This is a genomic window from Escherichia sp. KTE52, from assembly GCF_000408325.1.
GTDB lineage: Bacteria > Pseudomonadota > Gammaproteobacteria > Enterobacterales > Enterobacteriaceae > Escherichia > Escherichia marmotae.
Map to the genome: position 1 here is coordinate 747,701 of NZ_KE138680.1, position 24,445 is coordinate 772,145.

Sequence of the window (24,445 nt, forward strand, 5' to 3'; positions counted from 1 at the left end):
CTAAAAGGTTAATGCTTACCACGTTGCAATTAACCTGAAGCTAATAGACCACTTAATAAGCGGCCTGACCTTTCTTGTTGTTACGCTGATTGACAATCGGCAATAGCATTAAGAACAAGCTCGTGCGATACGCCGCCGCGAACTTCGCTCTTACCAATTGCCAACGGAAGAATTAAGCGCATTTCTCCCGCAAGGACTTTCTTGTCACGCAGCATATGCGGTAAATATGCCTGCGCGGACATTTCGCGCGGCCCATTAACCGGTAACCCAGCCCGCGTGAGCAGAGTAATAATACGCTGCGTTTCGGCAGAACTGAACTGCCCAAGACGTTCCGACGTCCGCGCCGCCATCACCATACCTGCAGCAACCGCTTCGCCGTGTAACCAATTGCCATAGCCCATTTCAGCTTCAATGGCATGACCAAAGGTATGTCCCAGATTCAGTAAAGCACGTAAGCCGGATTCGCGCTCGTCGGCAGCAACAACTTCTGCTTTCAGCTCGCAACAACGACGAATACAGTACGCCATTGCCGAACCATCCAGACCGAGCAATGCATCCAGATTATCTTCCAGCCAGTTGAAAAACTCACCGTCAAGAATAATGCCGTATTTGATGACTTCCGCCAGCCCCGAAGCTAACTCTCGCGGGGGAAGCGTTTTCAGACAGTCGAGCTCCACCACCACGGATGCTGGCTGATAAAAAGCGCCAATCATATTTTTACCGAGGGGATGGTTGACTGCGGTTTTGCCGCCGACGGAAGAGTCCACCTGCGACAGCAGTGTCGTCGGGACTTGAATGAAGCGAACACCGCGCTGATAGCTCGCCGCTGCAAAACCGGTAAGATCGCCCACTACACCGCCGCCAAGCGCTACCAGCGTCGTATCGCGACCGTGCGGCTTTTGCAACAACGCCGTAAAAACGGTGTCGAGCACTGCCAGGCTTTTATACTGCTCGCCGTCAGGAAGGATAACGCTATCAACGTTAACACCCGCCTGTTCAAGTACGCCGCGAACCTTATCGAGATACAAGGGAGCCAGGGTTTCGTTGGTGACCAACATCACCTGCTCGCCCGATTTCAGCGGTAAGAATGAAGCTGGTTCGTTAAACAAACCAGATGCGATGGTAATTGGGTAACTACGTTCCCCGAGAGTAACGACTATCCTCTCCATAACGCGACATCCACCTTAATTACTGTACCCGCAGACGAGTGTATATAAAGCCAGAATTAGTTGCTTTCCAGCATGTGAATAATCTGGTTTGCGACCACTTTGGCGCTTTGATCATCAGTACGAATGGTCACGTCGGCAATCTCTTCATACAGCGGATTGCGTTCATTAGCCAACGCTTCCAGAACTTCACGCGGCGGCGTTTCAACGTGCAGCAACGGGCGTTTTTTATCACGCTGCGTGCGCGCAAGTTGCTTTTCGATGGTCGTTTCAAGATAAACGACAACACCACGTGCGGAAAGACGGTTACGCGTTTCGCGGGATTTCACAGAGCCGCCGCCAGTAGCCAGCACAATACCCTGCTTCTCGGTCAACTCATTGATGACCTTTTCTTCGCGTTCGCGGAAGCCTTCTTCGCCTTCTAAATCGAAAACCCAGCCCACATCAGCTCCGGTTCGTTTCTCAATCTCTTGATCGGAATCGTAAAATTCCATATTGAGTTGTTGAGCTAACTGGCGCCCAATAGTGCTTTTTCCGGCACCCATAGGCCCAACCAGAAAGATATTGCGTTTCTCTGCCATTTTTTCGGTACTACTAAGACTATTCGTTAATGATAAACCCGCTTCGCTCAGAGAGCGCCGCAGGACATGAACTGAAACCTCATAAGATATTGCGAGAGTCAGACTGAAAATTATCTCAATACTCCAGCGGGTTTGGCAACTGAATAAATCGCCCCTCCCTCTGCATATCTGGTCGTTGCAGGTGCACTGCCTTGCTATCACCGCTCTGGCGATAAATCACCGGGTAAGATTAGCGTAAAAAAGACAGCAAAATGCCGCGTGAAAGATAAATCACCATCATATAACGCAGGCAGCAAGGAACACCGACTCTCAAATCGGTACTCCTTGTATGCTAAATACCTGCGCACGTCAAATAGATGAAACATGTTCAGCATAAAAACATCGCCGTTTTTGCGGTGATTTACTCACTGGAAACCAACCGTGGCGTGATAAACACCACTAACTCACGTCGTTCATCTTCTTTTCCGTCATGACGAAATAATTGCCCGAACCAGGGGATATCGCCCAGCAGCGGTACGCTATCCTGTCCCGATTTATTTTTACGGGTAAAGATGCCGCCCAGTGCCAGCGTTTCTCCGCTTTTGACTTCAACCTGCGTTTCGATCTCCTGTTTATCAATCGCCAGCACTTCGCCATCGGCCTGTTGTAGTACTTGCCCCGGCACGTTCTGGCTGATGTGTAATTTCAACCGGATGCGGCCTTTTTGTAACACTGTAGGCGTGACCTCCATTCCCAGTACGGCCTCTTTAAATTCCACCGACGTCGCGCCGCTTTCACCGCTGGAAACCTGATACGGGATCTCGCTTCCTTGTTTAATGCTGGCAGGCTGGAGATGCGAGGCCAGCAGACGCGGGCTGGCGATAATATCCAGTTGCTGTTTTTGTTCGAGTGCGGAAAGCTCCAAATCCAGTAAACGCCCGTTGATGCGCCCAATGTTAAACCCGATATGCGTCGTCGCCGTCGCCACGGAAAGATCGCTTCCAAGTGCGGTCACTTGCCCAACGCCGCCAGCTTGTTGCGCATCTGCCAGCGTCCATTTCACCCCCAATTCCCGCAAACTTTTTTTATTAATAGTGACAATGTGCGCCGACAGTTCAACTTGCCCGACCGGCAAATCCATTTGCGCAACCCACTGTTCCAGCGCAGTTAACGCAGCTTTGTTATCACGTAGCAAAAGGCGATTGGTGCGTTTATCGACGGTCATACTGCCTTTGGCGCTAAGCAACTTCTCCCCTGCTTTCGCCAGCTCTCCGGCATCTGCGTATTGCAGAGTAATATTGCGATTTTCCAGCGGAAGATTCGCCTGCGCCCGCGCCTGTTCAGCCTCCTGACGGGCGATATTGTCATTCTGCCAGGCAACAGAATGCACCGAGAGAATGTTGCCTTCCTGGCGCGTTATCAGCCCGGCGCTTTTCACTACGGTTTGTAGTGCCTGCTTCCAGGGAACGTCAGTGAGATGTAGTGACACCGTACCGTTGACGTCAGGCGAGACCACCAGGTTTAACTTTTCCTGTTCAGCCAGTGCCTGTAAAACCTGAGCTACCGGAACATCATCCACCATCAGCGTGACTTTTTGCGGCTTTGCCGCCTGTACGATGGGTATCATGATTATCAGCAGTAGCGCGGCTATCCATTGCTTCATTTTTATCTCCTTGCCGTTGCCACAACCACTGTGGCGGTTCGCAGTTTTTTCCGGTTCTCAGCGTTAATGTTTCTGGCGTCAGTTGAAAAATCGTCCAGCCATTCTCCAGCACATCGTTTTGCTGTACCCGTCGCCATTTCTTTTGGCCATCTTTTATTACGCCAATAACGCGGTCGCCTCGCCCTATTATTCCCTGATAACGCCACTGGCTGAGTTCGCTAATCCGGCATATATCCTCCGACGGTTTAAAAGGGTCACGCATCCCCGTTAAAAGGCATAATGCAACACCCGCCAACAACCAGCGTTTACCCCTCATGTGGCGTCTCCAGTTGTAGCGTGAACAAAAGTTCATCACCTTCCACGCTTAACGAAAAACGGCTCACGCTGACATTGCGTTCTGCCAGGCGTGTAAATGCAGACGGCACCGCTTCCCAAAGCGTTTTCAACGCCAACTCGCCTCCCTGGGCGGACGGGTGCCAGTAAACCAGTTGCGCGCCGGGCAACTGAAAATCCAGCGGCGAAAATGGCAATGTCTTTTCTTCGCTGATGAGAGTGGTATCTACCAGGCGATACAGTGCGACGGATTGCTGGTGATTCGTTGCTCGCAGTCGGGTTAATGCATCGCTCTCTTCCTGGCGTGCCAATGAAAGAAAGAGGAGCGTGAATAACACCAGCAACCAGAGCGTCCACCCAAACAGGCGGATACGGGGTGATGTGGCATACCACCAGTCAAAGAACGTGTTCATCGCTAACTTTCCTTGTTAACCGATACTCAAATTGCCAGCGTCCTTGTGCATCCTGCTGCGTGGCCCCACGCTGGTTGAGCTGAAAAGTAGCATCCTGACGAAGTGACGTTTCCAGCGCATTTAACGCGGTAATGTTCGCCGTAAGTCCCTTTACCTCCAGCGTTCCCTGCTGCCAGCTTATCGTGGTCAGCCAGGCGTGCTCCGGTAAAAGCGTCGCCAGTGACTCCAGTGCAGATTGCCAGTCGCGGGTAAATTGTCGCTGGCGCTGACGTTGCAAACGCTGTTCGCGAAATTGTTGGCGCTCCAGCAAACGCGGCTTAGTAACCTGTAAGCCACGGGCAAGTTGCTGTTCTGCCTGAAGTAAAACAGCATCTACGCGAGCTTCGGCGTTGCTTGTCAGACGCAGCATTTGCGTTATCACAACAGCCAACAGCAAAGGAGCAACGAACATCAGCAACCAGAAGCGAAAAAAGGTTGTCCGGCGTTGCTGTCGCCAGGGCAAAAAATTGATTGGCGGATTCATCAGCGCGTCTCCCCAAGCGCCAGACCCAGCGCAATAGCGAAGTCTCCACCAGGCGGCGGTAGCGGCGGCTGACGAACAGAAACCGCGTCCCAGGGGTCAAACCCACCTTCACCACATATCGCGACACTTTCGGGGTCAACAGCTAACGCCGCCGCCAGCTCATTCGCGCTTGTCATCCCTACCGCCAGTTTGCGCCCCCAGCTATAACGCGTCGCCCATAGCCACTGTTCGTTATCACGCCAGGCCAGGCACCGCTGATGAGAGGGTAAAAAAGGCAGGAATCGCTGCAAAGCGCAGGCGTCTGGGGTAATCGCACTAACGTGAACACGCAATCTTTCTGCCAGGGTAAGCAGCGTCGCCAGCTCTTTGCTTTGCGCAGCGGTCACGTTATAAGCAGGGCTTAGCGAATCTTCGCTGTAATCAAAGCGCAGGGAGTCCGGTTCCATATCCAGCTCGCGGGCCATCGTACCTGTCAGCCAGGCCGTTTGCTCCCGTTCACCGAGGGACATCGCCGGACGCGGTATTGCCCTCTGTAACGTGCGGCTGGCAGGAAATGCCAACATAATGTGATGACGGCGCGGCAGTTCACGACTCCACGGTAACAACGTTTTGGCCAGCCGTTCCGCGTCAATAATGCGCCCATCTTTGATAATGTCTGTTGCCAGCGGCAAGCGCCACCAGCGTTGTAAAAAGCATTCTTTAGCGCCACGCACGATAGCAACCGCCACCGCTTCTTGCTGTTGTAAATGCAAACCAATTTGCCAGATCTTAAATGCCATTGTGATGATCTCCTTATCCCCCGTCACTCTGACGGGTATATCAATGCGTCTGGCTTGCCTTTATACTACCGCGCGTTTGTTTATAAACTGCCCAAATGAAACTAAATGGGAAATTTCCAGTGAAGTTCGTAAAGTATTTATTGATCCTTGCAGTCTGTTGCATTCTGCTGGGAGCAGGCTCGATTTATGGCCTCTACCGCTACATCGAGCCACAACTGCCGGATGTGGCGACATTAAAAGATGTACGCCTGCAAATTCCGATGCAGATTTACAGTGCCGATGGCGAGCTAATTGCTCAATACGGTGAAAAACGTCGTATTCCGGTTACGTTGGATCAAATCCCGCCGGAAATGGTGAAAGCCTTTATTGCGACGGAAGACAGCCGCTTCTACGAGCATCACGGTGTTGACCCGGTGGGGATCTTCCGTGCGGCAAGCGTGGCGCTGTTCTCCGGCCACGCATCACAAGGGGCGAGCACCATCACCCAACAACTGGCGAGAAACTTCTTCCTGAGTCCAGAACGCACGCTGATGCGTAAAATTAAGGAAGTCTTCCTTGCGATTCGTATTGAACAGTTGCTGACGAAAGACGAGATCCTCGAGCTTTATCTGAACAAGATTTACCTCGGTTACCGCGCCTATGGTGTCGGTGCTGCGGCACAAGTCTATTTCGGTAAAACGGTCGATCAATTGACGCTGAACGAAATGGCGGTGATTGCCGGGCTACCGAAAGCCCCCTCCACCTTCAACCCGCTCTACTCTATGGATCGTGCCGTTGCGCGACGGAACGTCGTGCTGTCGCGAATGTTGGACGAAGGGTATATCACTCAACAGCAGTACGCTCAGACACGCACTGAGCCGGTTAACGCCAACTATCACGCACCGGAGATCGCCTTCTCAGCGCCGTATCTCACCGAAATGGTACGCCAGGAGATGTATAACCGTTACGGCGAAAGCGCTTATGAAGACGGTTATCGCATTTACACTACCATTACCCGCAAAGTGCAGCAGGCCGCACAGCAAGCTGTACGTAATAACGTTCTGGACTACGACATGCGTCATGGCTATCGCGGCCCAGCCAATGTGCTGTGGAAAGCAGGTGAGTCAGCGTGGGATGACAAAAAGATTACCGATACGCTGAAGGCGCTGCCGACCTATGGTCCGCTGCTGCCTGCCGCGGTCACCCGCGCCAACCCGCAGGAAGCGACAGCAATGCTGGCGGACGGAACATCTGTAACGCTGCGAATGGAAGGAGTGCGCTGGGCGCGGCCTTATCGTTCAGATACTCAGCAGGGACCGACGCCGCGTAAAGTGAGCGATGTTGTGCAAACAGGTCAGCAAATCTGGGTTCGCCAGATGGGCGATGCCTGGTGGCTGGCACAGGTGCCGGAAGTGAACTCAGCGCTGGTATCTATCAATCCACAAAACGGCGCGGTTATGGCGCTGGTTGGTGGCTTTGACTTCAACCAGAGCAAATTTAACCGCGCCACCCAGGCGCTGCGTCAGGTTGGTTCGAATATCAAGCCTTTCCTCTACACCGCAGCAATGGATAAAGGTCTGACGCTGGCAAGTATGTTGAACGATGTGCCGATTTCCCGCTGGGATGCAGGTGCGGGTTCAGACTGGCAGCCGAAAAACTCACCACCGCAGTATGCCGGTCCAATCCGTTTACGCCAGGGGCTGGGTCAGTCGAAAAACGTGGTAATGGTACGAGCGATGCGTGCGATGGGCGTGGACTATGCCGCAGAGTATTTGCAACGCTTCGGCTTCCCGGCACAAAACATTGTCCACACTGAATCGCTGGCGCTGGGTTCTGCTTCCTTCACGCCGCTACAGGTGGCGCGTGGGTACGCAGTGATGGCTAATGGTGGCTTCCTGGTTGACCCCTGGTTTATCAGCAAAATTGAAAACGACCAGGGTGGCGTAATTTTCGAAGCTAAACCGAAAGTAGCCTGCCCGGAATGTGATATTCCGGTGATTTACGGTGATACGCAAAAATCGAACGTGCTGGAAAATAGCGACGTTGAAGATGTTGCTACCTCTCGCTCGCAGCAGAATGTTTCCGTTCCAATGCCGCAACTGGAGCAGGCTAATCAGACATTAGTGGCGAAGACTGGCGCGCCAGAGTACGCACCGCACGTCATCAGCACACCGCTGGCATTCCTGATTAAGAGCGCCCTGAACACCAATATCTTTGGTGAACCAGGTTGGCAGGGCACCGGCTGGCGCGCAGGCCGTGATTTACAACGTCATGATATTGGCGGGAAAACCGGGACAACCAACAGCTCGAAAGATGCGTGGTTTTCGGGTTACGGTCCAGGCGTTGTGACCTCGGTATGGATTGGCTTTGACGATCACCGCCGCAATCTCGGCCACACCACGGCTTCCGGCGCGATTAAAGATCAGATCTCGGGTTATGAAGGTGGAGCGAAGAGCGCGCAGCCAGCATGGGACGCTTATATGAAAGCCGTTCTGGAAGGCGTACCGGAACAACCGCTGACGCCGCCGCCGGGTATTGTGACGGTGAATATCGATCGCAGCACTGGGCAACTGGCTAATGGTGGCAACAGCCGCGAAGAGTATTTCATCGAAGGTACGCAGCCTACACAGCAGGCGGTGCGCGAGGTGGGAACGACCATTATCGATAATGGTGAGGCACAGGAATTGTTCTAAAAACGACGCCCGGCAGCGTTAATGTTGCCGGGCTTTTACTATGGAAGATGTCGATGAAAATGGAAAGTCACTCTCCTTCTCCTTCGGAGAATTGCAGCGAAAGTAATCGTCAGTTCACCCGGCAATATGCCCCATTCAGCCTTAACCAGACTGATTTTCTAACCATCTACGGCCTTGTTTTACGAAGGTATCATCCCGATAAAGTGCCACGCCTACACAAAGCGGCTCTCTATGACATCATTGCTGTCACGTTTTTCTTGCTATTCCCTGCATCTCTCGTGATTTTAGAGATATTTAATATAGAAATTGAATTATCAGTCTGGAATAACGTCACCGATGACCTTCTGTTTATCCTCAATAAAAACAAAGTATTAGTTATCGTATTTTGGCTACATGGTATGTTTTTTTCAGTAAAGACCTACTGGACAAGGTATAAGCAGAAAAAAGCACAGTCTGATATCTACAATCAAAACGCAATAACGGAAGGATTGAACTTTCAAATCGATGAGACTGGTGTTAAATGCTGGAAAAAATCTGGCACCCACAGCTTTTGTGTCTGGTCAGAGATAAATGACCTTATCCCCTGTAAAGATATATTTGTATTGGTTATGAACAAGTCAAGTTTTATATGGCTGAGTGATAAAGAAGAGGAAGCACTGGCGTTTATTCACGAAAAACTCGCCCAGTCACGCCAGCCTGCATAACCAGGGGCTTTACAACCGCCCCTGCCCCTTCAACCACTCACGTACCAGGAACAGCGCACTGACATTGCGCGCTTCGTTGAAATCAGGGTCTTCGAGCAAATCCATCATATGCGCCAGCGGCCAGCGCACTTGCGGCAGCGGCTCTGGCTCATCGCCTTCCAGCGATTCAGGGTAGAGATCCTGCGCCACCACGATATTCATTTTGCTGGAAAAGTAAGACGGTGCCATGCTGAGCTTCTTCAAGAAAGTCAGATCGTTCGCACCAAATCCCACTTCTTCTTTTAGCTCGCGGTTAGCGGCTTCATAGACACTTTCACCGGGGTCAATTAACCCTTTCGAAAATCCTAACTCGTAGGATTCAGTTCCCACTGCGTATTCGCGGATCAAAATCAGGTGATCGTCCACAATCGGCACAATCATCACGGCTTCCCGGTTGGTTGGACGCATTCGTTCATAAACACGCCGCACGCCGTTGCTGAACTCCAGATCCACGCTTTCGACGGTAAACAATCGGGAACGGGCTACAGTTTCAACATTCAGAATGGTGGGTTTTTGTAATGATTTGCTCATCGTGGAATCTATGCTGTGAAATCAGCAGTTATTGTGCGATATCGGACACGCTTTCGGCAATGTGAATTGCATGTTATTTACATTTACGTAACCTAATAAATAATCATTCTCAAATCAAATAAAAAGTCAATAGGTTGAAATAAGTCCAGGAATTTGCTGATATTCCGCCCTCAGAGGGTTTGCTATGATCAGCGGTTACTGGGATGCGCTTAATGATGCTCAAGTTCAACTCCACGCTTGCCGATAGCCAACCGCAGAATCCTATATTGTGTCCAGGATGCGACTAACCACACCTGACAAATTAAGTAAGATGGGGAAAGCATGAGCACCATTGTGATTTTTTTAGCTGCTTTGCTGGCCTGCTCACTACTTGCGGGATGGCTGATAAAAACCCGCACCAGGCGGCGACAATTGCCCTGGGCTAACGCCTTCGCTGATGCGCAAACGCGCAAACTCACTCCGGAAGAACGTAGCGCTGTTGAAAATTATCTCGACAGTCTGACGCAGGTTTTGCAGGTTCCCGGCCCAACGGGTGCCAGCACGGCTCCTGTTTCTCTGACCCTGAACGCCGAAAGCAACAACGTCATGATGTTGACGCACGCCATCACGCGTTATGGCATTTCTACCGACGATCCAAACAAATGGCGTTACTATCTCGATTCGGTGGAAGTCCACCTGCCCCCGTTCTGGGAGCAGTACATCAACGATGAAAATACCGTTGAACTGATCCATACCGATTCGCTGCCGCTGGTTATTTCACTCAACGGTCATACGCTGCAAGAGTACATGCAGGAAACTCGCGGCTATGCGTTACAGCCAGTCCCGTCAACGCAGGCGTCTATTCGCGGAGAAGAAAGCGAACAAATTGAATTACTCAATATTCGCAAAGAAACGCACGAAGAGTATGCGCTTAGTCGCCCGCGTGGGCTACGTGAAGCGTTACTGATTGTCGCCTCCTTCCTGATGTTCTTTTTCTGCCTGATTACCCCGGATGTCTTTGTTCCGTGGCTGGCTGGTGGCGCATTACTGCTCCTGGGAGCAGGCCTGTGGGGGCTATTTGCACCGCCGGCAAAATCATCCCTGCGGGAGATCCACTGTCTGCGTGGTACGCCGCGTCGTTGGGGATTATTTGGCGAAAACGATCAGGAACAAATCAACAATATCTCGCTCGGTATTATCGACCTGGTCTATCCCGCGCACTGGCAGCCTTATATTGCCCAGGATCTGGGGCAGCAAACGGATATCGATATCTACCTTGATCGGCATGTGGTACGCCAGGGACGCTATCTTTCGCTGCATGACGAAGTGAAAAACTTCCCGCTACAACACTGGCTACGCAGTACGGTTATCGCTGCCGGATCGCTGCTGGTGCTGTTTATGCTGCTGTTCTGGATCCCGCTGGATATGCCGCTGAAATTCACCCTCTCCTGGATGAAAGGCGCGCAGACCATTGAGGCCACCAGCGTTAAACAACTGGCAGATGCCGGAGTACGTGTAGGCGATACCTTACGTCTTAGCGGTACAGGGATGTGTAATATCCGCACTTCCGGCACCTGGAGCGCGAAAACTAATTCACCGTTTTTGCCATTTGACTGCTCGCAGATCATCTGGAATGACGCCCGTTCATTGCCATTACCAGAGTCTGAACTGGTCAACAAGGCCACGGCACTGACCGAGGCAGTAAACCGCCAGTTGCACCCGAAACCGGATGATGAATCTCGCGTCAGCGCCTCATTGCGTTCAGCAATTCAGAAATCCGGCATGGTACTGCTTGATGACTTTGGCGACATTGTGCTGAAGACGGCTGATCTCTGTGCTGCCAAAGATGATTGTGTACGGTTGAAAAATGCGCTGGTAAATCTCGGCAACAGTAAGGACTGGGACGCACTGGTAAAACGCGCCAACGCCGGAAAACTCGACGGTGTCAATGTGTTACTCCGCCCGGTGAGTGCAGAATCACTCGATAACCTGGTGGAAACCTCTACAGCACCATTCATCACTCATGAAACGGCGCGAGCGGCGCAATCACTGAATAGCCCGGCACCGGGAGGATTCCTGATTGTCAGCGACGAAGGCAGTGATTTAGTCGATCAACCGTGGCCTGCGGTTTCGCTTTATGATTATCCGCCACAAGAGCAGTGGAACGCCTTCCAGAAGCTGGCACAAATGTTGATGCATACGCCTTTTAACGCCGAGGGGATCGTCACCAAAATTTTCACCGACGCCAACGGCACGCAGCATATCGGCCTGCACCCCATCCCGGATCGCTCCGGACTGTGGCGCTATCTGGGCACGACATTGCTGTTGCTAACGATGCTGGGCAGCGCCATCTATAATGGCGTGCAGGCCTGGCGGCGATGCCAGCGTCACCGTACCCGTATGCTAAAAATTCAGGAATACTACGAAAACTGCCTGAATTCGAAACTGCTGACATCTTCAGAAAGCCTCATCGAATAACACGTTTGCGCGGCAGGTTATGCTACCCTGTCGCGCAAATTGCTTCACTCTGGAGATTCCCCCATGCATATCAACATTGCCTGGCAGGACGTAGACACCGTTCTGCTGGATATGGACGGCACACTGCTCGACCTCGCTTTCGATAACTATTTCTGGCAAAAGCTGGTGCCCGAAACCTGGGGCGCGCAGAACGGTGTCACGCCACAAGAAGCGATGGAATATATGCGCCAGCAATATCACGACGTGCAGCATACGCTAAACTGGTACTGTCTTGATTACTGGAGTGAGCAACTGGGCCTGGATATTTGCGCGATGACCACCGAAATGGGGCCACGCGCCGTGCTGCGTGAAGATACCATTCCGTTTCTTGAAGCTCTGAAAGCCAGCGGCAAGCGGCGAATTTTGCTCACTAACGCTCATCCGCACAATCTGGCGGTAAAACTCGAGCATACCGGTCTGGACGCACACCTTGATTTATTACTTTCCACCCACACATTTGGTTATCCGAAAGAGGATCAGCGGTTATGGCATGCGGTGGCCGAAGCTACGGGTCTGAAAGCTGAAAGAACGCTGTTTATTGATGACAGCGAAGCGATTCTCGACGCTGCCGCGCAATTTGGTATTCGTTACTGCCTCGGCGTTACTAATCCCGACTCAGGGATTGCTGAAAAACAGTATGAGCGCCATCCGTCACTGAATGACTACCGCCGCCTGATCCCCTCGCTAATGTGAAGGAGACGCCATGAAAGAAAAACCTGCTGTTGAGGTTCGACTGGATAAATGGCTATGGGCCGCCCGTTTTTATAAAACCCGCGCGCTGGCCCGCGAAATGATTGAAGGCGGTAAGGTGCATTACAACGGGCAGCGCAGCAAGCCGAGTAAAGTCGTCGAACTGAATGCCACGCTCACACTGCGCCAGGGAAATGACGAGCGAACAGTAATTGTGAAGGCGATTACTGAGCAGCGTCGCCCCGCCAGCGAGGCGGTCTTGCTGTATGAAGAGACTGCGGAAAGTGTAGAGAAACGCGAAAAAATGGCGCTGGCACGTAAACTTAATGCCTTAACCATGCCGCACCCGGACCGACGCCCGGACAAAAAAGAGCGCCGCGACCTGTTACGATTTAAACACGGCGACAGTGAATAACTGTCACCTGCAAGAGAGATGATTATGCCGCAACATGACCAATTACATCGCTATCTGTTTGAAAACTTTGCCGTGCGCGGCGAACTGGTAACCGTTTCGGAAACCCTGCAACAGATCCTTGAGAATCACGATTATCCGCAGCCGGTGAAAAACGTGCTGGCAGAACTGCTGGTCGCAACCAGCCTGCTGACCGCTACACTGAAGTTTGATGGTGATATCACCGTGCAACTACAAGGCGACGGCCCGATGAATCTGGCGGTCATCAACGGAAACAACAAACAGCAGATGCGCGGCGTCGCACGCGTGCAGGGCGAAATTCCAGAAAATGCCGATCTGAAAACGCTGGTCGGTAACGGTTATGTGGTAATTACCATTACGCCGAGCGAAGGCGAACGCTATCAGGGCGTCGTTGGTCTGGAAGGTGATACCCTGGCAGCTTGCCTGGAAGATTACTTTATGCGTTCTGAACAGTTGCCGACGCGCCTGTTTATTCGCACCGGCGAAGTAGATGGTAAGCCTGCCGCTGGCGGCATGCTGTTGCAGGTGATGCCTGCGCAAAATGCCCAGCAGGATGACTTCAATCACCTGGCGACACTGACCGAAACCATCAAAACCGAAGAACTGCTGACCTTACCGGCAAACGAGGTTTTGTGGCGTTTGTATCACGAAGAAGAAGTGACGGTTTACGATCCGCAGGATGTTGAGTTCAAATGCACCTGCTCGCGTGAACGTTGCGCCGACGCGCTGAAAACGCTGCCGGATGAAGAAGTAGATAGCATCCTGGCGGAAGAAGGCGAAATTGACATGCATTGTGATTACTGTGGTAACCACTATGTGTTCAATGCGATGGATATTGCCGGGATCCGCAACAACGCATCTCCGGCAGACCCGCAGGTTCATTAATTAGTAAATCCGGCAGAGACAACTCTGCCGGATTTTTTGTCTTAATAGCCTGATGTGCTGCGCTTATCAGGCCTACGGTATAAATCGCAAGTTATTGTAGGTCAGATAAGGCGTTCGCACCGAATCCGGCAAAAATCAGATGCGCATTGTCACTCATTCAGATTCAAATCCAGCGTTTCACCATCCACCGTAAGATCGCGCCACGCTTTAGGCTTCGTCCCCAGTTTTCCCTCCTTCGCAGCAGTGAGTAATTTTTCTTTCGTTATTTCGCGCGGAAGTAAACTCATCGTAAGCTCTTGCCATTCTTTCTTGTCAGGATCAAAGCCATAAACAATATATCTTTCACTATTAAAAGCGAAAAGAATCCCCTCTGCCCTGCCATCACTATTCAGATCTTGCTCAACCAGTACACAGGCGTCTTTTTCAATACATATCATCGCGTTATAGAGATTTTTCATCACTGCCGACCAGAATGTCGCATCCGGTTTGCCAGAACCTGGGGCAATTAATACATTATCGGCTAATGCTTTTTCCGATATCCGCTGCTGAAGATGCTGGACTCCATCAAACGCCATAAGCAGACTCCGTCTGCGTTTCGGGTCTTTCATATACTCGACATCGCTTTTCAGCGACTCGAGCGCCGCACGTCCATAGCGACCGCTCTGCTCGAGCATGTAGATACTCACCTGGTCTGGCGTATTTTTGCCGCTCTGATAACGCGCCATATGACTGTTCACGCTAATGCGCATACTGTCCAGCACTGGAGAATTAAGCAATACCAGTATCACCAGCACCAGCAACGAAACCGCAAGATTAACTTTACCCTGAAGAACAAGGGGATTTTGCCCTTTACGCCAGACAATACTGACAAAATATCCCAGCGACCAAACCAGTAACACCACCACAGCCAGCGCACCATGCAAGCGTTCGGCAGTCCAGCCGTACTGAGCAACCCGCAACCATAACGCCCAGGCGGCGATCAGCACATACAGCGGCGTAACCAGCAGAGCGGTTTTAATCAGGTAACGCAACGGGCCAGCCCAGGGAATTGATGCTTTTTGCGGATCGCGGACAACGGCCATTAAAAGCAGTTGCAAAAAGGCCAGCGTCAAAAGCAACCCGGCGGCAGAGATATGGCGAGAAATCGCATTCAGGCCCGCAAACGACAGGGTGATAATAAACAGCAGCGTCAGCAATGACACCAACGGCAGTAAACCCGTGGCAATTAACGTGAACAACTTTTGAATTGAGTCAATTAAACGTGACTGTGTCCGCGCCAGGATCACCGCCAGCGCAGTAACCAGCCCCAGCGTAAGATAAATAAACCAGTCGGTTGAAAAAAAGAGCGTTTTGAAAAACGTGATGCCAACAAGTTTAAATAACTCACTCCACAGTAAAAGCACCAGCCACGTCAGGCCATTGGTGATAAAAATCACTAATAATACAAGTACGTTATGCCATACCGACTGGTAAAAATAGCTATAGCGGGTAATGTCATTGTGCACACGCAGGCTCTGTTGTACCCACGGCAGCAACATCACTCCCATCAACAGCAGATAACAACCAAAATCCCAAAGCGCCTTTTCCGCTCTCCAGGGACTCATGCCATCAATTTGCCACTTCAGCCAGCCGCTCATCCCGAGAGTGGCAATCAACACTATCGCCAACCATCCCCAAAGTCGCTTCTGTTTGAAGGACACCACGGTGAAGAGTAAAACAGATAAAAGCGCCAGGGTCGCAGGCACACCATAGACAATCCAACTGTTATTTTTTCCGGCAAGCCAGGTTATCAGCAAGTAGCAAACCAGCCCCTGGAGTAATCCGGTAGCAACCATTCCCCAGCGTGTTACGGGTGAAAGTTCAACGTTGTCCATGTTGGTATCCAGATTCGAAAGGAGAGTTAATTATCGCATCCAGGCAGGACTAATTTGCTTTTTTCAGAAAATAATCAAAAAAAGTTAGCGTGGTGAATCGATACTTTATCTATTGAATTTTCATCAGTTTCATAAATGAATGCGATTACGCTCACAATATCCCTGCCATATAAACCAATTTTTAACCTTTTAAGAACATTTTCCACACCGGGAATGCTATTTCTGCGATAATAGCAACCGTTTCGTGACAGGAATCACGGAGTTTTTTGTCAAATATGAATTTCTCCAGATACGTAAATCTATGAGCCTTGTCGCGGTTAACACCCCCAAAAAGACTTTACTATTCAGGCAATACATATTGGCTAAGGAGCAGTGAAATGCGCGTTAACAATGGTTTGACCCCGCAAGAACTCGAGGCTTATGGTATCAGTGACGTACATGATATCGTTTACAACCCAAGCTATGATCTGTTGTATCAGGAAGAGCTTGATCCAAACCTGACCGGTTATGAGCGCGGGGTGTTAACTAACCTGGGTGCTGTTGCCGTCGATACCGGGATCTTCACCGGCCGCTCACCAAAAGATAAGTATATCGTCCGTGACGATACTACCCGCGATACCTTCTGGTGGGCCGACAAAGGCAAAGGTAAGAACGACAACAAACCTCTCTCTCCGGAAACCTGGCAGCATCTGAAAGGCCTGGTGACCAAACAGCTTTCCGGCAAACGCCTGTTTGTCGTTGACGCTTTCTGTGGCGCTAACCCGGACACTCGCCTTTCCGTGCGTTTCATCACCGAAGTGGCCTGGCAGGCGCATTTCGTCAAGAACATGTTTATTCGCCCGAGTGATGAAGAGCTGGAAGATTTCAAACCAGACTTTATCGTCATGAACGGCGCGAAGTGCACCAACCCGCAGTGGAAAGAACAGGGTCTGAACTCTGAAAACTTCGTTGCGTTTAACCTGACTGAGCGCATGCAGTTGATTGGTGGCACCTGGTACGGCGGCGAAATGAAGAAAGGGATGTTCTCAATGATGAACTACCTGCTGCCGCTGAAAGGCATTGCCTCCATGCACTGCTCCGCCAACGTTGGCGAGAAAGGCGATGTTGCGGTGTTCTTCGGCCTTTCCGGCACCGGTAAAACCACCCTTTCCACCGACCCGAAACGTCGCCTGATTGGCGATGACGAGCACGGCTGGGATGATGACGGCGTATTTAACTTCGAAGGCGGCTGCTACGCGAAAACCATCAAGCTGTCGAAAGAAGCAGAACCCGAAATCTACAACGCCATCCGTCGCGATGCGCTGCTGGAAAACGTCACCGTGCGTGAAGATGGCACTATCGACTTTGATGATGGTTCAAAAACCGAGAATACCCGCGTTTCTTATCCGATCTATCATATCGAAAACATCGTTAAGCCAGTCTCCAAAGCGGGCCACGCGACTAAAGTGATCTTCCTGACCGCAGATGCTTTTGGCGTACTGCCGCCGGTTTCTCGCCTGACTGCCGATCAAACCCAGTACCACTTCCTCTCAGGCTTCACCGCCAAACTGGCCGGTACTGAGCGTGGCATCACCGAACCGACGCCAACCTTCTCTGCCTGTTTCGGCGCGGCATTCCTGTCGCTGCACCCGACTCAGTACGCAGAAGTGCTGGTGAAACGTATGCAGGCGGCGGGTGCGCAGGCATATCTCGTTAACACCGGCTGGAACGGCACTGGCAAACGTATCTCCATTAAAGATACCCGCGCCATTATCGATGCCATCCTGAACGGTTCGCTGGATAACGCAGAAACCTTCACCCTGCCTATGTTTAACCTGGCGATCCCAACCGAGCTGCCGGGCGTAGACACGAAGATCCTCGATCCGCGTAACACCTACGCTTCCCCGGAACAGTGGCAGGAAAAAGCTGAAACGCTGGCGAAACTGTTTATCGACAACTTCGATAAATACACCGACACCCCTGCGGGTGCCGCGCTGGTCGCTGCTGGCCCGAAGCTGTAATCAGTTAAGTTAAGAGACAAAAGCCCCCGTTTCGCAAGATACGGGGGATTTTTTATAGTAGAAAGGAAGCATCAATGAGCTACGATTTAATGGTGTTTGAACGTAGTGCAGCCCCACAAGATCCGGCTGTTTTTATGGAATGGTATGAGAAGCAAACTTCGTGGAGTGAACAACACGACTACAATAATTCAGAAATAAGCAGCCCCGCCCTTAGAAATTTTTACTCAACTCTGATTCAAACCTTCCCTAATTTAAATGGGCCGGATGCCCCCGATGACGAACAGTTCGATAAGCTGGATGAGTCAGGATTAGATGTTTATTTGACCGACTATTCAATTGGAAAAAATATTATCTATATGGCATTTAGCTGGTCTGTAGCAGATGACGCATTGAAAAAAGTTCGTGAAATAGCTCACCTTCATCAAGTTGGTTTTTGCAATGTAAGTAGCAATATGGAAGTTGAATAATCTTATCAACACGATGAGTCTATATTCTCGTGTTGTGAGCATAATGTATTAGAAGCGAAAAAAACGGGAGGCTCATCGCCTCCCATTTTTTTACCCTTCTTTTGTCGTGCCCTGCGCTCGCGTGACCGGTACAGGCAACCAGGCGCGAATGGAAAGCCCGCCTCGCTCGCTGGTGCCGAGCTCCAGCATCCCGTTATGGTTATCGATGATACGCTGCACAATTGCCAGCCCTAACCCCGTTCCGCTAATGGTGCGCGCGCTGTCGCCGCGAACAAACGGCTGGAATAAGTGCTTACGCTGCTCTGGTTCAATACCAGGACCATCATCTTCCACCTGGAACCAGGCGCGATTCGGCTCCGTACCGCTACTGACTTTAATCCAGCCATTGCCGTAACGGGCGGCGTTCACCACCATATTTGCCACTGCGCGTTTGATGGAGAGCGGATGCATTTTTACTTCAATGCTGCCCGGCTCAAGCGCGGTTTCAATTTCCCGCTCATAGCCACTTTCCGCAGCAATCACCTCACCAAGCACGGCATTAAGATCGGCCAACTCCATCGGCATCTCCTGCCCGGTGCGTAGATAGTCGATAAATTGCTCAATGATGGCATTGCACTCTTCGATATCCTTGTTGATCGATTCCGCCAGGTAGCCATCCTGCTCACTCATCATCTCCGTTGCCAGGCGAATACGCGTCAGCGGCGTGCGCAGGTCATGACTCACCCCTGCCATCAACAACGTGCGGTCATCCGCCAGTTGCTTGACGCCAGCCGCCATATGGTTGAAGGCACGGGTAACCGAACGCACCTCCGAAGCACCATATTCACGCAGCGGCGGAGGAATAATCCCCTTACCCACCTGCAAAGCCGCATGTTCGAGATCGACTAACGGTCGGTTCTGAATACGAATAAACAGCCACGCGCCGCCTATCGCCAACAGCATTATCGCCAGCGTATAGCGGAACAGCGGGGAGAAATCACCCTGATGAATTTCGGTCAGCGGCACACGCACCCAGATATTGGGCGACAGCCAGGTTTTCAGCCAGACGACAGGCGAGCTTTTGTTGACCTCGACGCGAACTTCCGTCGGACCGCCCAGTTGCTGCGCCATCTGATGGCTTAAGAATTCATAGTGTTGCGCCCAACGCAGCCCGGCCTCTTCGGCAGCTTCGTTGGAATAGAGAGAGATCCCCAGCTCACGGTAGATCTCCCGACGAAAAGCGGGAGGCACAACCAACTGCGTGCCGTCCTCCAGTTGCAGTTTGTCGGTCATCAACATACGTACTTCGTATGCGAGGACTTTATTAAACTGCTGAAGGCTCGGCAAAATCGCGAAGTTCAGTACCACCAGGTAAGTCGTCACCAGGCTGACGAACAGCAAGGTGACGATGAGCAATAACGTGCGGGCAAATGAACTTCGTGGCGAGAAGCGCAATCGCCTCATGCTTTAGAACCGTCCGGCACGAAGACGTAGCCCAGACCCCAGACGGTCTGAATGTAACGTGGGTGCGCCGGATCTTCTTCCACCATGCGGCGCAGACGCGAGATCTGCACGTCGATGGAGCGTTCCATTGCGGAATATTCACGTCCACGGGCAAGGTTCATCAATTTATCGCGGGAGAGCGGCTCACGCGGATGACTGACCAGCGCCTTCAGTACCGCAAATTCACCGCTGGTGAGCGGCATCGGCTCATCTTCACGGAACATTTCGCGCGTACCGAGGTTAAGTTTGAACTTACCGAAAGCAATTACCGCTTCTTCCTGCGACGGCGCGCCCGGCAACTCGTTCGCCTGACGACGCAGTACCGCACGAATACGAGCCAGCAGTTCACGTGGGTTAAACGGTTTCGGAATGTAATCGTCAGCGCCAATCTCCAGGCCAACGATACGGTCAACTTCTTCCCCTTTCGCCGTCACCATAATGATCGGCATCGGGTTACTCTGGCTACGAAGACGTCGGCAAATCGACAAGCCATCTTCACCAGGTAACATCAAATCCAGTACCATAAGATGGAAAGATTCACGGGTGAGCAGGCGATCCATCTGTTCTGCATTAGCGACGCTTCGAACCTGGAAGCCTTGTTCGGTGAGATAACGCTCCAGCAGCGCGCGCAGGCGCATGTCGTCATCGACCACCAGAATCTTGTAGTTCTCTTGCATTGTTTATACTCCCAAAGGTTCGCAACAATTTGTAAGCGTGTATTCTTAAAAAAGCTTACGTTCGTCACCAGCTAAATCTGGTATAAATTTCAGCCTAAATTGTTACAAAGCATATTAAACAGCAGTTTAAGTATACAATTTATTCGGCGGAACATTATTGATTCTGTTGATATGATCACGTTATACCCAATGTGCGCATTATCAAACAGACAAAGGGAATCAACGAGATGAAAACGCCCCTGATTACCCGGGAAGGGTATGAAAAACTCAAACAAGAGCTCAATTATCTCTGGCGTGAAGAACGCCCCGAGGTCACAAAAAAGGTGACCTGGGCTGCAAGTCTGGGCGACCGCAGCGAAAATGCTGACTATCAGTATAATAAAAAGCGCCTGCGTGAAATCGACCGCCGCGTGCGCTACCTCACTAAATGCATGGAAAATCTAAAAATCGTCGATTATTCCCCGCAGCAGGAAGGCAAAGTGTTCTTTGGCGCGTGGGTGGAGATTGAAAACGACGATGGTGTTACCCACCGTTTTCGTATCGTCGGCTACGATGAAATTTTTGGCCGTAAAGATTACATCTCTATTGATTCCCCAATGGCCCGCGCATTGCTGAAAAAAGAGGTTGGCGATCTGGCGGTGGTGAATACCCCTGCCGGGGAAGCGAGCTGGTATGTTAATGCCATCGAGTACGTGAAACCGTAAGGAAGAGTCTTAACCTCCTGCCGATGGCTGGCATTTTTGCCAGCCAGTCCGTATAACTATCCCCTGATTTTTGATCCGAAAAGATGAACTCAAACCATGATGAATGATTCGTTCTGCCGCATTATTGCGGGTGAAATTCAGGCGCGCCCGGAACAGGTTGAAGCCGCCGTTCGCCTGCTTGACGAAGGGAATACCGTGCCGTTTATCGCACGTTATCGTAAGGAAATCACCGGCGGTCTGGATGACACGCAGTTGCGTAATCTGGAAACGCGTCTGGGATATTTGCGCGAGCTGGAAGAGAGACGTCAGGCGATCCTCAAGTCCATTTCTGAGCAAGGTAAACTCACCGATGAGCTGGCGAATGCCATCAACGCCACTTTAAGCAAAACCGAACTCGAAGACCTCTATCTGCCCTATAAACCTAAACGCCGCACCCGTGGGCAAATCGCCATTGAAGCAGGTCTTGAGCCGTTAGCTGACCTGTTGTGGAACGATCCATCGCAAACGCCGGAAATTGCCGCTGCGCAATTTGTTGATGCTGATAAAGGCGTAGCGGATACCAAAGCCGCGCTGGACGGCGCGCGCTATATACTGATGGAACGTTTTGCCGAAGATGCCGCCCTGTTGGCGAAAGTGCGTGATTATCTGTGGAAGAACGCACATCTGGTCTCAACCGTAGTGAGCGGTAAAGAAGAGGAAGGGGCAAAATTTCGCGACTATTTCGATCATCACGAACCGCTGTCAACGGTGCCCTCTCACCGCGCGCTGGCGATGTTCCGTGGGCGTAATGAAGGCGTACTCCAGCTTTCGCTGAATGCCGATCCGCAGTTCGACGAGCCACCGAAAGAGAGCTATTGCGAACAAATCATTATGGATCACCTCGGCCTGCGCCTGAACAATGCTCCAGCGGATAGCTGGCGCAAGGGCGTGGTGAGCTGGACCTGGCGCATCAAGGTGCTGATGCATCTGGAAACCGAACTGATGGGCACCGTGCGCGAACGCGCAGAAGATGAAGCAATCAACGTTTTTGCCCGTAACCTGCATGATCTGCTGATGGCGGCTCCTGCCGGGCTGCGTGCGACGATGGGCCTCGATCCGGGTCTGCGTACCGGGGTAAAAGTAGCGGTAGTCGATGCGACCGGTAAACTGGTGGCAACCGACACCATTTATCCGCACACCGGGCAGGCCGCAAAAGCAGCGATGACCGTTGCTGCTCTGTGCGAAAAACATAACGTTGAACTGGTGGCGATTGGTAACGGTACGGCTTCCCGCGAAACCGAGCGTTTCTATCTCGACGTTCAGAAGCAGTTCCCGAAAGTGACGGCGCAAAAAGTGATCGTCAGCGAAGCAGGCGCATCGGTTTACTCTGCTTCCGAACTGGCAGCACAGGAGTTCCCGGATCTCGATGTTTCTCTGCGTGGCGCGGTATCTATCGCCCGTCGTTTGCAAGATCCGCTGGCGGAGCTGGTGAAAATCGATCCGAAATCCATCGGCGTGGGTCAGTATCAGCATGACGTCAGCCAGACACAACTGGCTCGCAAACTGGATGCAGTGGTGGAAGACTGCGTAAACGCCGTTGGCGTCGATCTCAACACCGCTTCTGTTCCGCTGTTAACTCGCGTGGCGGGTCTGACGCGCATGATGGCACAAAACATCGTTGCCTGGCGCGATGAGAATGGGCAATTCAAAAACCGTCAGCAATTGTTAAAAGTTAGCCGTTTAGGGCCTAAAGCCTTCGAGCAGTGTGCGGGCTTCCTGCGTATTAACCACGGCGATAACCCGCTGGACGCGTCTACCGTTCACCCGGAAGCCTATCCGGTGGTCGAACGCATTCTGGCGGCAACGCAACAGGCACTGAAAGATCTGATGGGTAACAGCAGCGAACTGCGTAACCTGAAAGCCTCTGACTTTACCGATGAGAAATTCGGTGTGCCGACGGTAACCGACATTATCAAAGAGCTGGAAAAACCGGGTCGCGACCCGCGTCCGGAATTTAAAACCGCTCAGTTTGCCGATGGCGTCGAGACAATGAACGACCTGCAACCGGGTATGATCCTCGAAGGTGCAGTCACCAACGTCACCAACTTTGGCGCGTTTGTCGATATCGGCGTACATCAGGACGGTCTGGTTCACATCTCTTCCCTGTCGAATAAGTTTGTGGAAGATCCGCACACCGTGGTGAAAGCGGGTGACATTGTGAAGGTGAAAGTGCTGGAAGTGGATCTCCAGCGTAAACGTATCGCCCTGACCATGCGCCTGGACGAACAGCCTGGTGAAACCAATGTCCGTCGTGGCGGCGGTAACGATCGTCCGCAAAACAACCGCCCGGCAGCAAAACCGCGTGGCCGTGAAACGCAGCCTGCCGGTAACAGCGCGATGATGGATGCGCTGGCAGCGGCGATGGGCAAAAAACGTTAAACACCCGACTGGCCTACGGTTCAGCTTTGCACGAGTTCGTAGGCCAGATAAGGCGTTCACGCCGCATCTGGCAATAAACGCCTTAACTGACATAAAAGTGCCGGAGAACATCTCCGGCATTTGAGATTGCTGACAAACTCGCTTACGGGTCAAAACAGGCACAACTTTCCCCCCTCTCCCTAGCCCTCTCCCCGATGGGGCGAGGGGACCGTCCGTGCACTTGCCTGGCTCCGGTATTTTTATTCCACAGCCAAAACCACAATATATTCCGCTAATATTTATCACATCATTAACAACTGAAACCTTAATAAAACATTAAGCAGCCATAATAATTCGCCCTCCGAATTATATTTTTGCTCTGATATAACCTTGAGCCACATCAACATTGGCGCAAATTATTATCTAAACCAACATTCGCACACATTTTAAGTATTGCTGATAGAAACCATTCTCATTATCATTGTACTGTTGATTATTTAATCTCTCCTTCGTTGGCGAATCATCTGGTCTCATGTCGCTGTCAAACGCCCCATGAGGTAGTTAACCAGTTTTACTCTAAATAATTCGAGTTGCAGGAAGGCGGCAAGTGAGAGAGTCCCCGGGTACTTACTCCAGTAAGTAACTGGGGTGAGCGACCGAAGCCGCAGCACATGCAATTTGAATTATGACGAGTATAGCGAGAAACAAGTAGGCACCTATGCAATACACCCCAGATACTGCGTGGAAAATCACTGGCTTTTCCCGTGAAATTAGCCCGGCATATCGTCAGAAGCTGCTTTCTCTTGGCATGTTACCTGGCTCCTCTTTTAATGTGGTGCGCGTCGCTCCACTCGGTGATCCTATTCATATCGAAACCCGTCGTGTAAGCCTGGTATTACGGAAAAAAGATCTGGCCTTATTAGAAGTGGAAGCGGTTTCCTGTTAATACGGTGAAAA

General features: G+C 51.5%; 22 protein-coding genes. 11 read left to right on the forward strand and 11 right to left on the reverse strand.

The features are described from left to right. Positions 1–80 precede the first annotated feature (80 nt). The 7 genes from aroB to hofM form a co-directional block, all read right to left on the reverse strand. Entirely contained in the window at positions 81–1,169 is a 1,089-nt protein-coding gene (aroB, locus tag A1SC_RS07965; protein WP_016262608.1) for a 3-dehydroquinate synthase, read from the reverse strand. 56 nt (positions 1,170–1,225) lie between these two features. Next, positions 1,226–1,747 (reverse strand): shikimate kinase AroK, encoded by a 522-nt coding sequence (aroK, locus tag A1SC_RS07960; protein ID WP_000818619.1) that lies wholly within the window; start codon positions 1,745–1,747, stop codon positions 1,226–1,228. A 400-nt stretch (positions 1,748–2,147) separates the two neighbouring features. After that, positions 2,148–3,389, reverse strand: coding sequence for a DNA uptake porin HofQ (gene hofQ, locus A1SC_RS07955; protein ID WP_000815959.1), 1,242 nt, complete (start codon positions 3,387–3,389; stop codon positions 2,148–2,150). After that, a complete protein-coding gene (locus A1SC_RS07950) occupies positions 3,298–3,705 on the reverse strand; it encodes a HofP DNA utilization family protein (RefSeq protein ID WP_016249278.1) in 408 nt (135 codons plus the stop codon). The genes hofQ and A1SC_RS07950 overlap by 92 nt, the downstream gene beginning before the upstream one ends. Further along, positions 3,695–4,135: a HofO family protein gene (locus tag A1SC_RS07945; RefSeq protein ID WP_001517223.1), complete on the reverse strand. Its 441-nt coding sequence runs from the start codon at positions 4,133–4,135 to the stop codon at positions 3,695–3,697. Before A1SC_RS07945 ends, A1SC_RS07950 begins: the two co-directional genes overlap by 11 nt. Next, on the reverse strand, positions 4,119–4,658 hold the full coding sequence (locus A1SC_RS07940; protein WP_001517224.1) for a PilN domain-containing protein: 540 nt from the start codon (positions 4,656–4,658) through the stop codon (positions 4,119–4,121). The genes A1SC_RS07945 and A1SC_RS07940 overlap by 17 nt, the downstream gene beginning before the upstream one ends. Further along, positions 4,658–5,437 (reverse strand): DNA utilization protein HofM, encoded by a 780-nt coding sequence (hofM, locus tag A1SC_RS07935; protein ID WP_000874538.1) that lies wholly within the window; start codon positions 5,435–5,437, stop codon positions 4,658–4,660. The genes A1SC_RS07940 and hofM overlap by 1 nt, the downstream gene beginning before the upstream one ends. A gap of 119 nt (positions 5,438–5,556) precedes the next feature. On the opposite strand from hofM, the gene mrcA reads away from it, so the two are divergent. Next, entirely contained in the window at positions 5,557–8,109 is a 2,553-nt protein-coding gene (gene mrcA / locus A1SC_RS07930) for a peptidoglycan glycosyltransferase/peptidoglycan DD-transpeptidase MrcA (RefSeq protein WP_016262610.1), read from the forward strand. Positions 8,110–8,162: 53 nt separating this feature from the next. Next, the gene (locus A1SC_RS07925) at positions 8,163–8,813 is read left to right on the forward strand and encodes a hypothetical protein (RefSeq protein ID WP_016262611.1); all 651 of its coding nucleotides are present in this window, start codon (positions 8,163–8,165) and stop codon (positions 8,811–8,813) included. Between the two features lie 9 nt (positions 8,814–8,822). On the opposite strand, the gene nudE is transcribed toward A1SC_RS07925, so the two are convergent. Continuing rightward, entirely contained in the window at positions 8,823–9,383 is a 561-nt protein-coding gene (nudE, locus tag A1SC_RS07920; RefSeq protein WP_000045743.1) for an ADP compounds hydrolase NudE, read from the reverse strand. Between the two features lie 321 nt (positions 9,384–9,704). Between nudE and igaA the strand changes: the two genes are divergently transcribed. The 4 genes from igaA (at position 9,705) to hslO (ending at position 13,887) form a co-directional block, all read left to right on the forward strand. Further along, positions 9,705–11,840, forward strand: coding sequence for an intracellular growth attenuator protein IgaA (gene igaA / locus A1SC_RS07915; protein ID WP_016262612.1), 2,136 nt, complete (start codon positions 9,705–9,707; stop codon positions 11,838–11,840). A gap of 63 nt (positions 11,841–11,903) precedes the next feature. Continuing rightward, on the forward strand, positions 11,904–12,572 hold the full coding sequence (gene yrfG, locus A1SC_RS07910) for a GMP/IMP nucleotidase (RefSeq protein WP_000547898.1): 669 nt from the start codon (positions 11,904–11,906) through the stop codon (positions 12,570–12,572). Between the two features lie 10 nt (positions 12,573–12,582). Continuing rightward, positions 12,583–12,984, forward strand: coding sequence for a ribosome-associated heat shock protein Hsp15 (hslR, locus tag A1SC_RS07905; protein ID WP_000660493.1), 402 nt, complete (start codon positions 12,583–12,585; stop codon positions 12,982–12,984). Between the two features lie 24 nt (positions 12,985–13,008). Then, positions 13,009–13,887 carry an Hsp33 family molecular chaperone HslO gene (hslO, locus tag A1SC_RS07900; RefSeq protein WP_001517230.1) on the forward strand — a complete coding sequence of 293 codons (879 nt, stop codon included), beginning with the start codon at positions 13,009–13,011 and terminating at the stop codon, positions 13,885–13,887. Between the two features lie 149 nt (positions 13,888–14,036). On the opposite strand, the gene A1SC_RS07895 is transcribed toward hslO, so the two are convergent. Continuing rightward, positions 14,037–15,761, reverse strand: coding sequence for a DUF4153 domain-containing protein (locus A1SC_RS07895; RefSeq protein WP_016262613.1), 1,725 nt, complete (start codon positions 15,759–15,761; stop codon positions 14,037–14,039). Between the two features lie 377 nt (positions 15,762–16,138). Here A1SC_RS07895 and pckA point away from each other — a divergent pair, with 377 nt between their 5' ends. Beyond that, positions 16,139–17,761, forward strand: a complete 1,623-nt coding sequence (gene pckA, locus A1SC_RS07890; protein ID WP_001517232.1) for a phosphoenolpyruvate carboxykinase (ATP) — start codon at positions 16,139–16,141, stop codon at positions 17,759–17,761. A 74-nt stretch (positions 17,762–17,835) separates the two neighbouring features. After that, positions 17,836–18,228 (forward strand): hypothetical protein, encoded by a 393-nt coding sequence (locus A1SC_RS07885; RefSeq protein WP_016249283.1) that lies wholly within the window; start codon positions 17,836–17,838, stop codon positions 18,226–18,228. A 90-nt stretch (positions 18,229–18,318) separates the two neighbouring features. Here the strand turns inward: A1SC_RS07885 and envZ are convergent, their stop codons facing one another. Next, positions 18,319–19,671, reverse strand: coding sequence for a two-component system sensor histidine kinase EnvZ (envZ, locus tag A1SC_RS07880; RefSeq protein ID WP_001253702.1), 1,353 nt, complete (start codon positions 19,669–19,671; stop codon positions 18,319–18,321). Beyond that, the gene (gene ompR / locus A1SC_RS07875; RefSeq protein ID WP_001157751.1) at positions 19,668–20,387 is read right to left on the reverse strand and encodes an osmolarity response regulator transcription factor OmpR; all 720 of its coding nucleotides are present in this window, start codon (positions 20,385–20,387) and stop codon (positions 19,668–19,670) included. The genes envZ and ompR overlap by 4 nt, the downstream gene beginning before the upstream one ends. 227 nt (positions 20,388–20,614) lie before the next feature. Between ompR and greB the strand changes: the two genes are divergently transcribed. The 3 genes from greB to feoA all read left to right on the forward strand — a co-directional run bounded on the left by greB (position 20,615) and on the right by feoA (position 24,434). Then, complete coding sequence (greB, locus tag A1SC_RS07870) at positions 20,615–21,091, forward strand: transcription elongation factor GreB (protein WP_001517234.1); 477 nt, start codon at positions 20,615–20,617, stop codon at positions 21,089–21,091. Between the two features lie 96 nt (positions 21,092–21,187). After that, complete coding sequence (locus A1SC_RS07865; RefSeq protein WP_000980770.1) at positions 21,188–23,509, forward strand: Tex family protein; 2,322 nt, start codon at positions 21,188–21,190, stop codon at positions 23,507–23,509. Positions 23,510–24,206: 697 nt separating this feature from the next. Further along, positions 24,207–24,434, forward strand: coding sequence for a ferrous iron transporter A (feoA, locus tag A1SC_RS07860; RefSeq protein WP_001200455.1), 228 nt, complete (start codon positions 24,207–24,209; stop codon positions 24,432–24,434). Positions 24,435–24,445 lie beyond the last annotated feature (11 nt).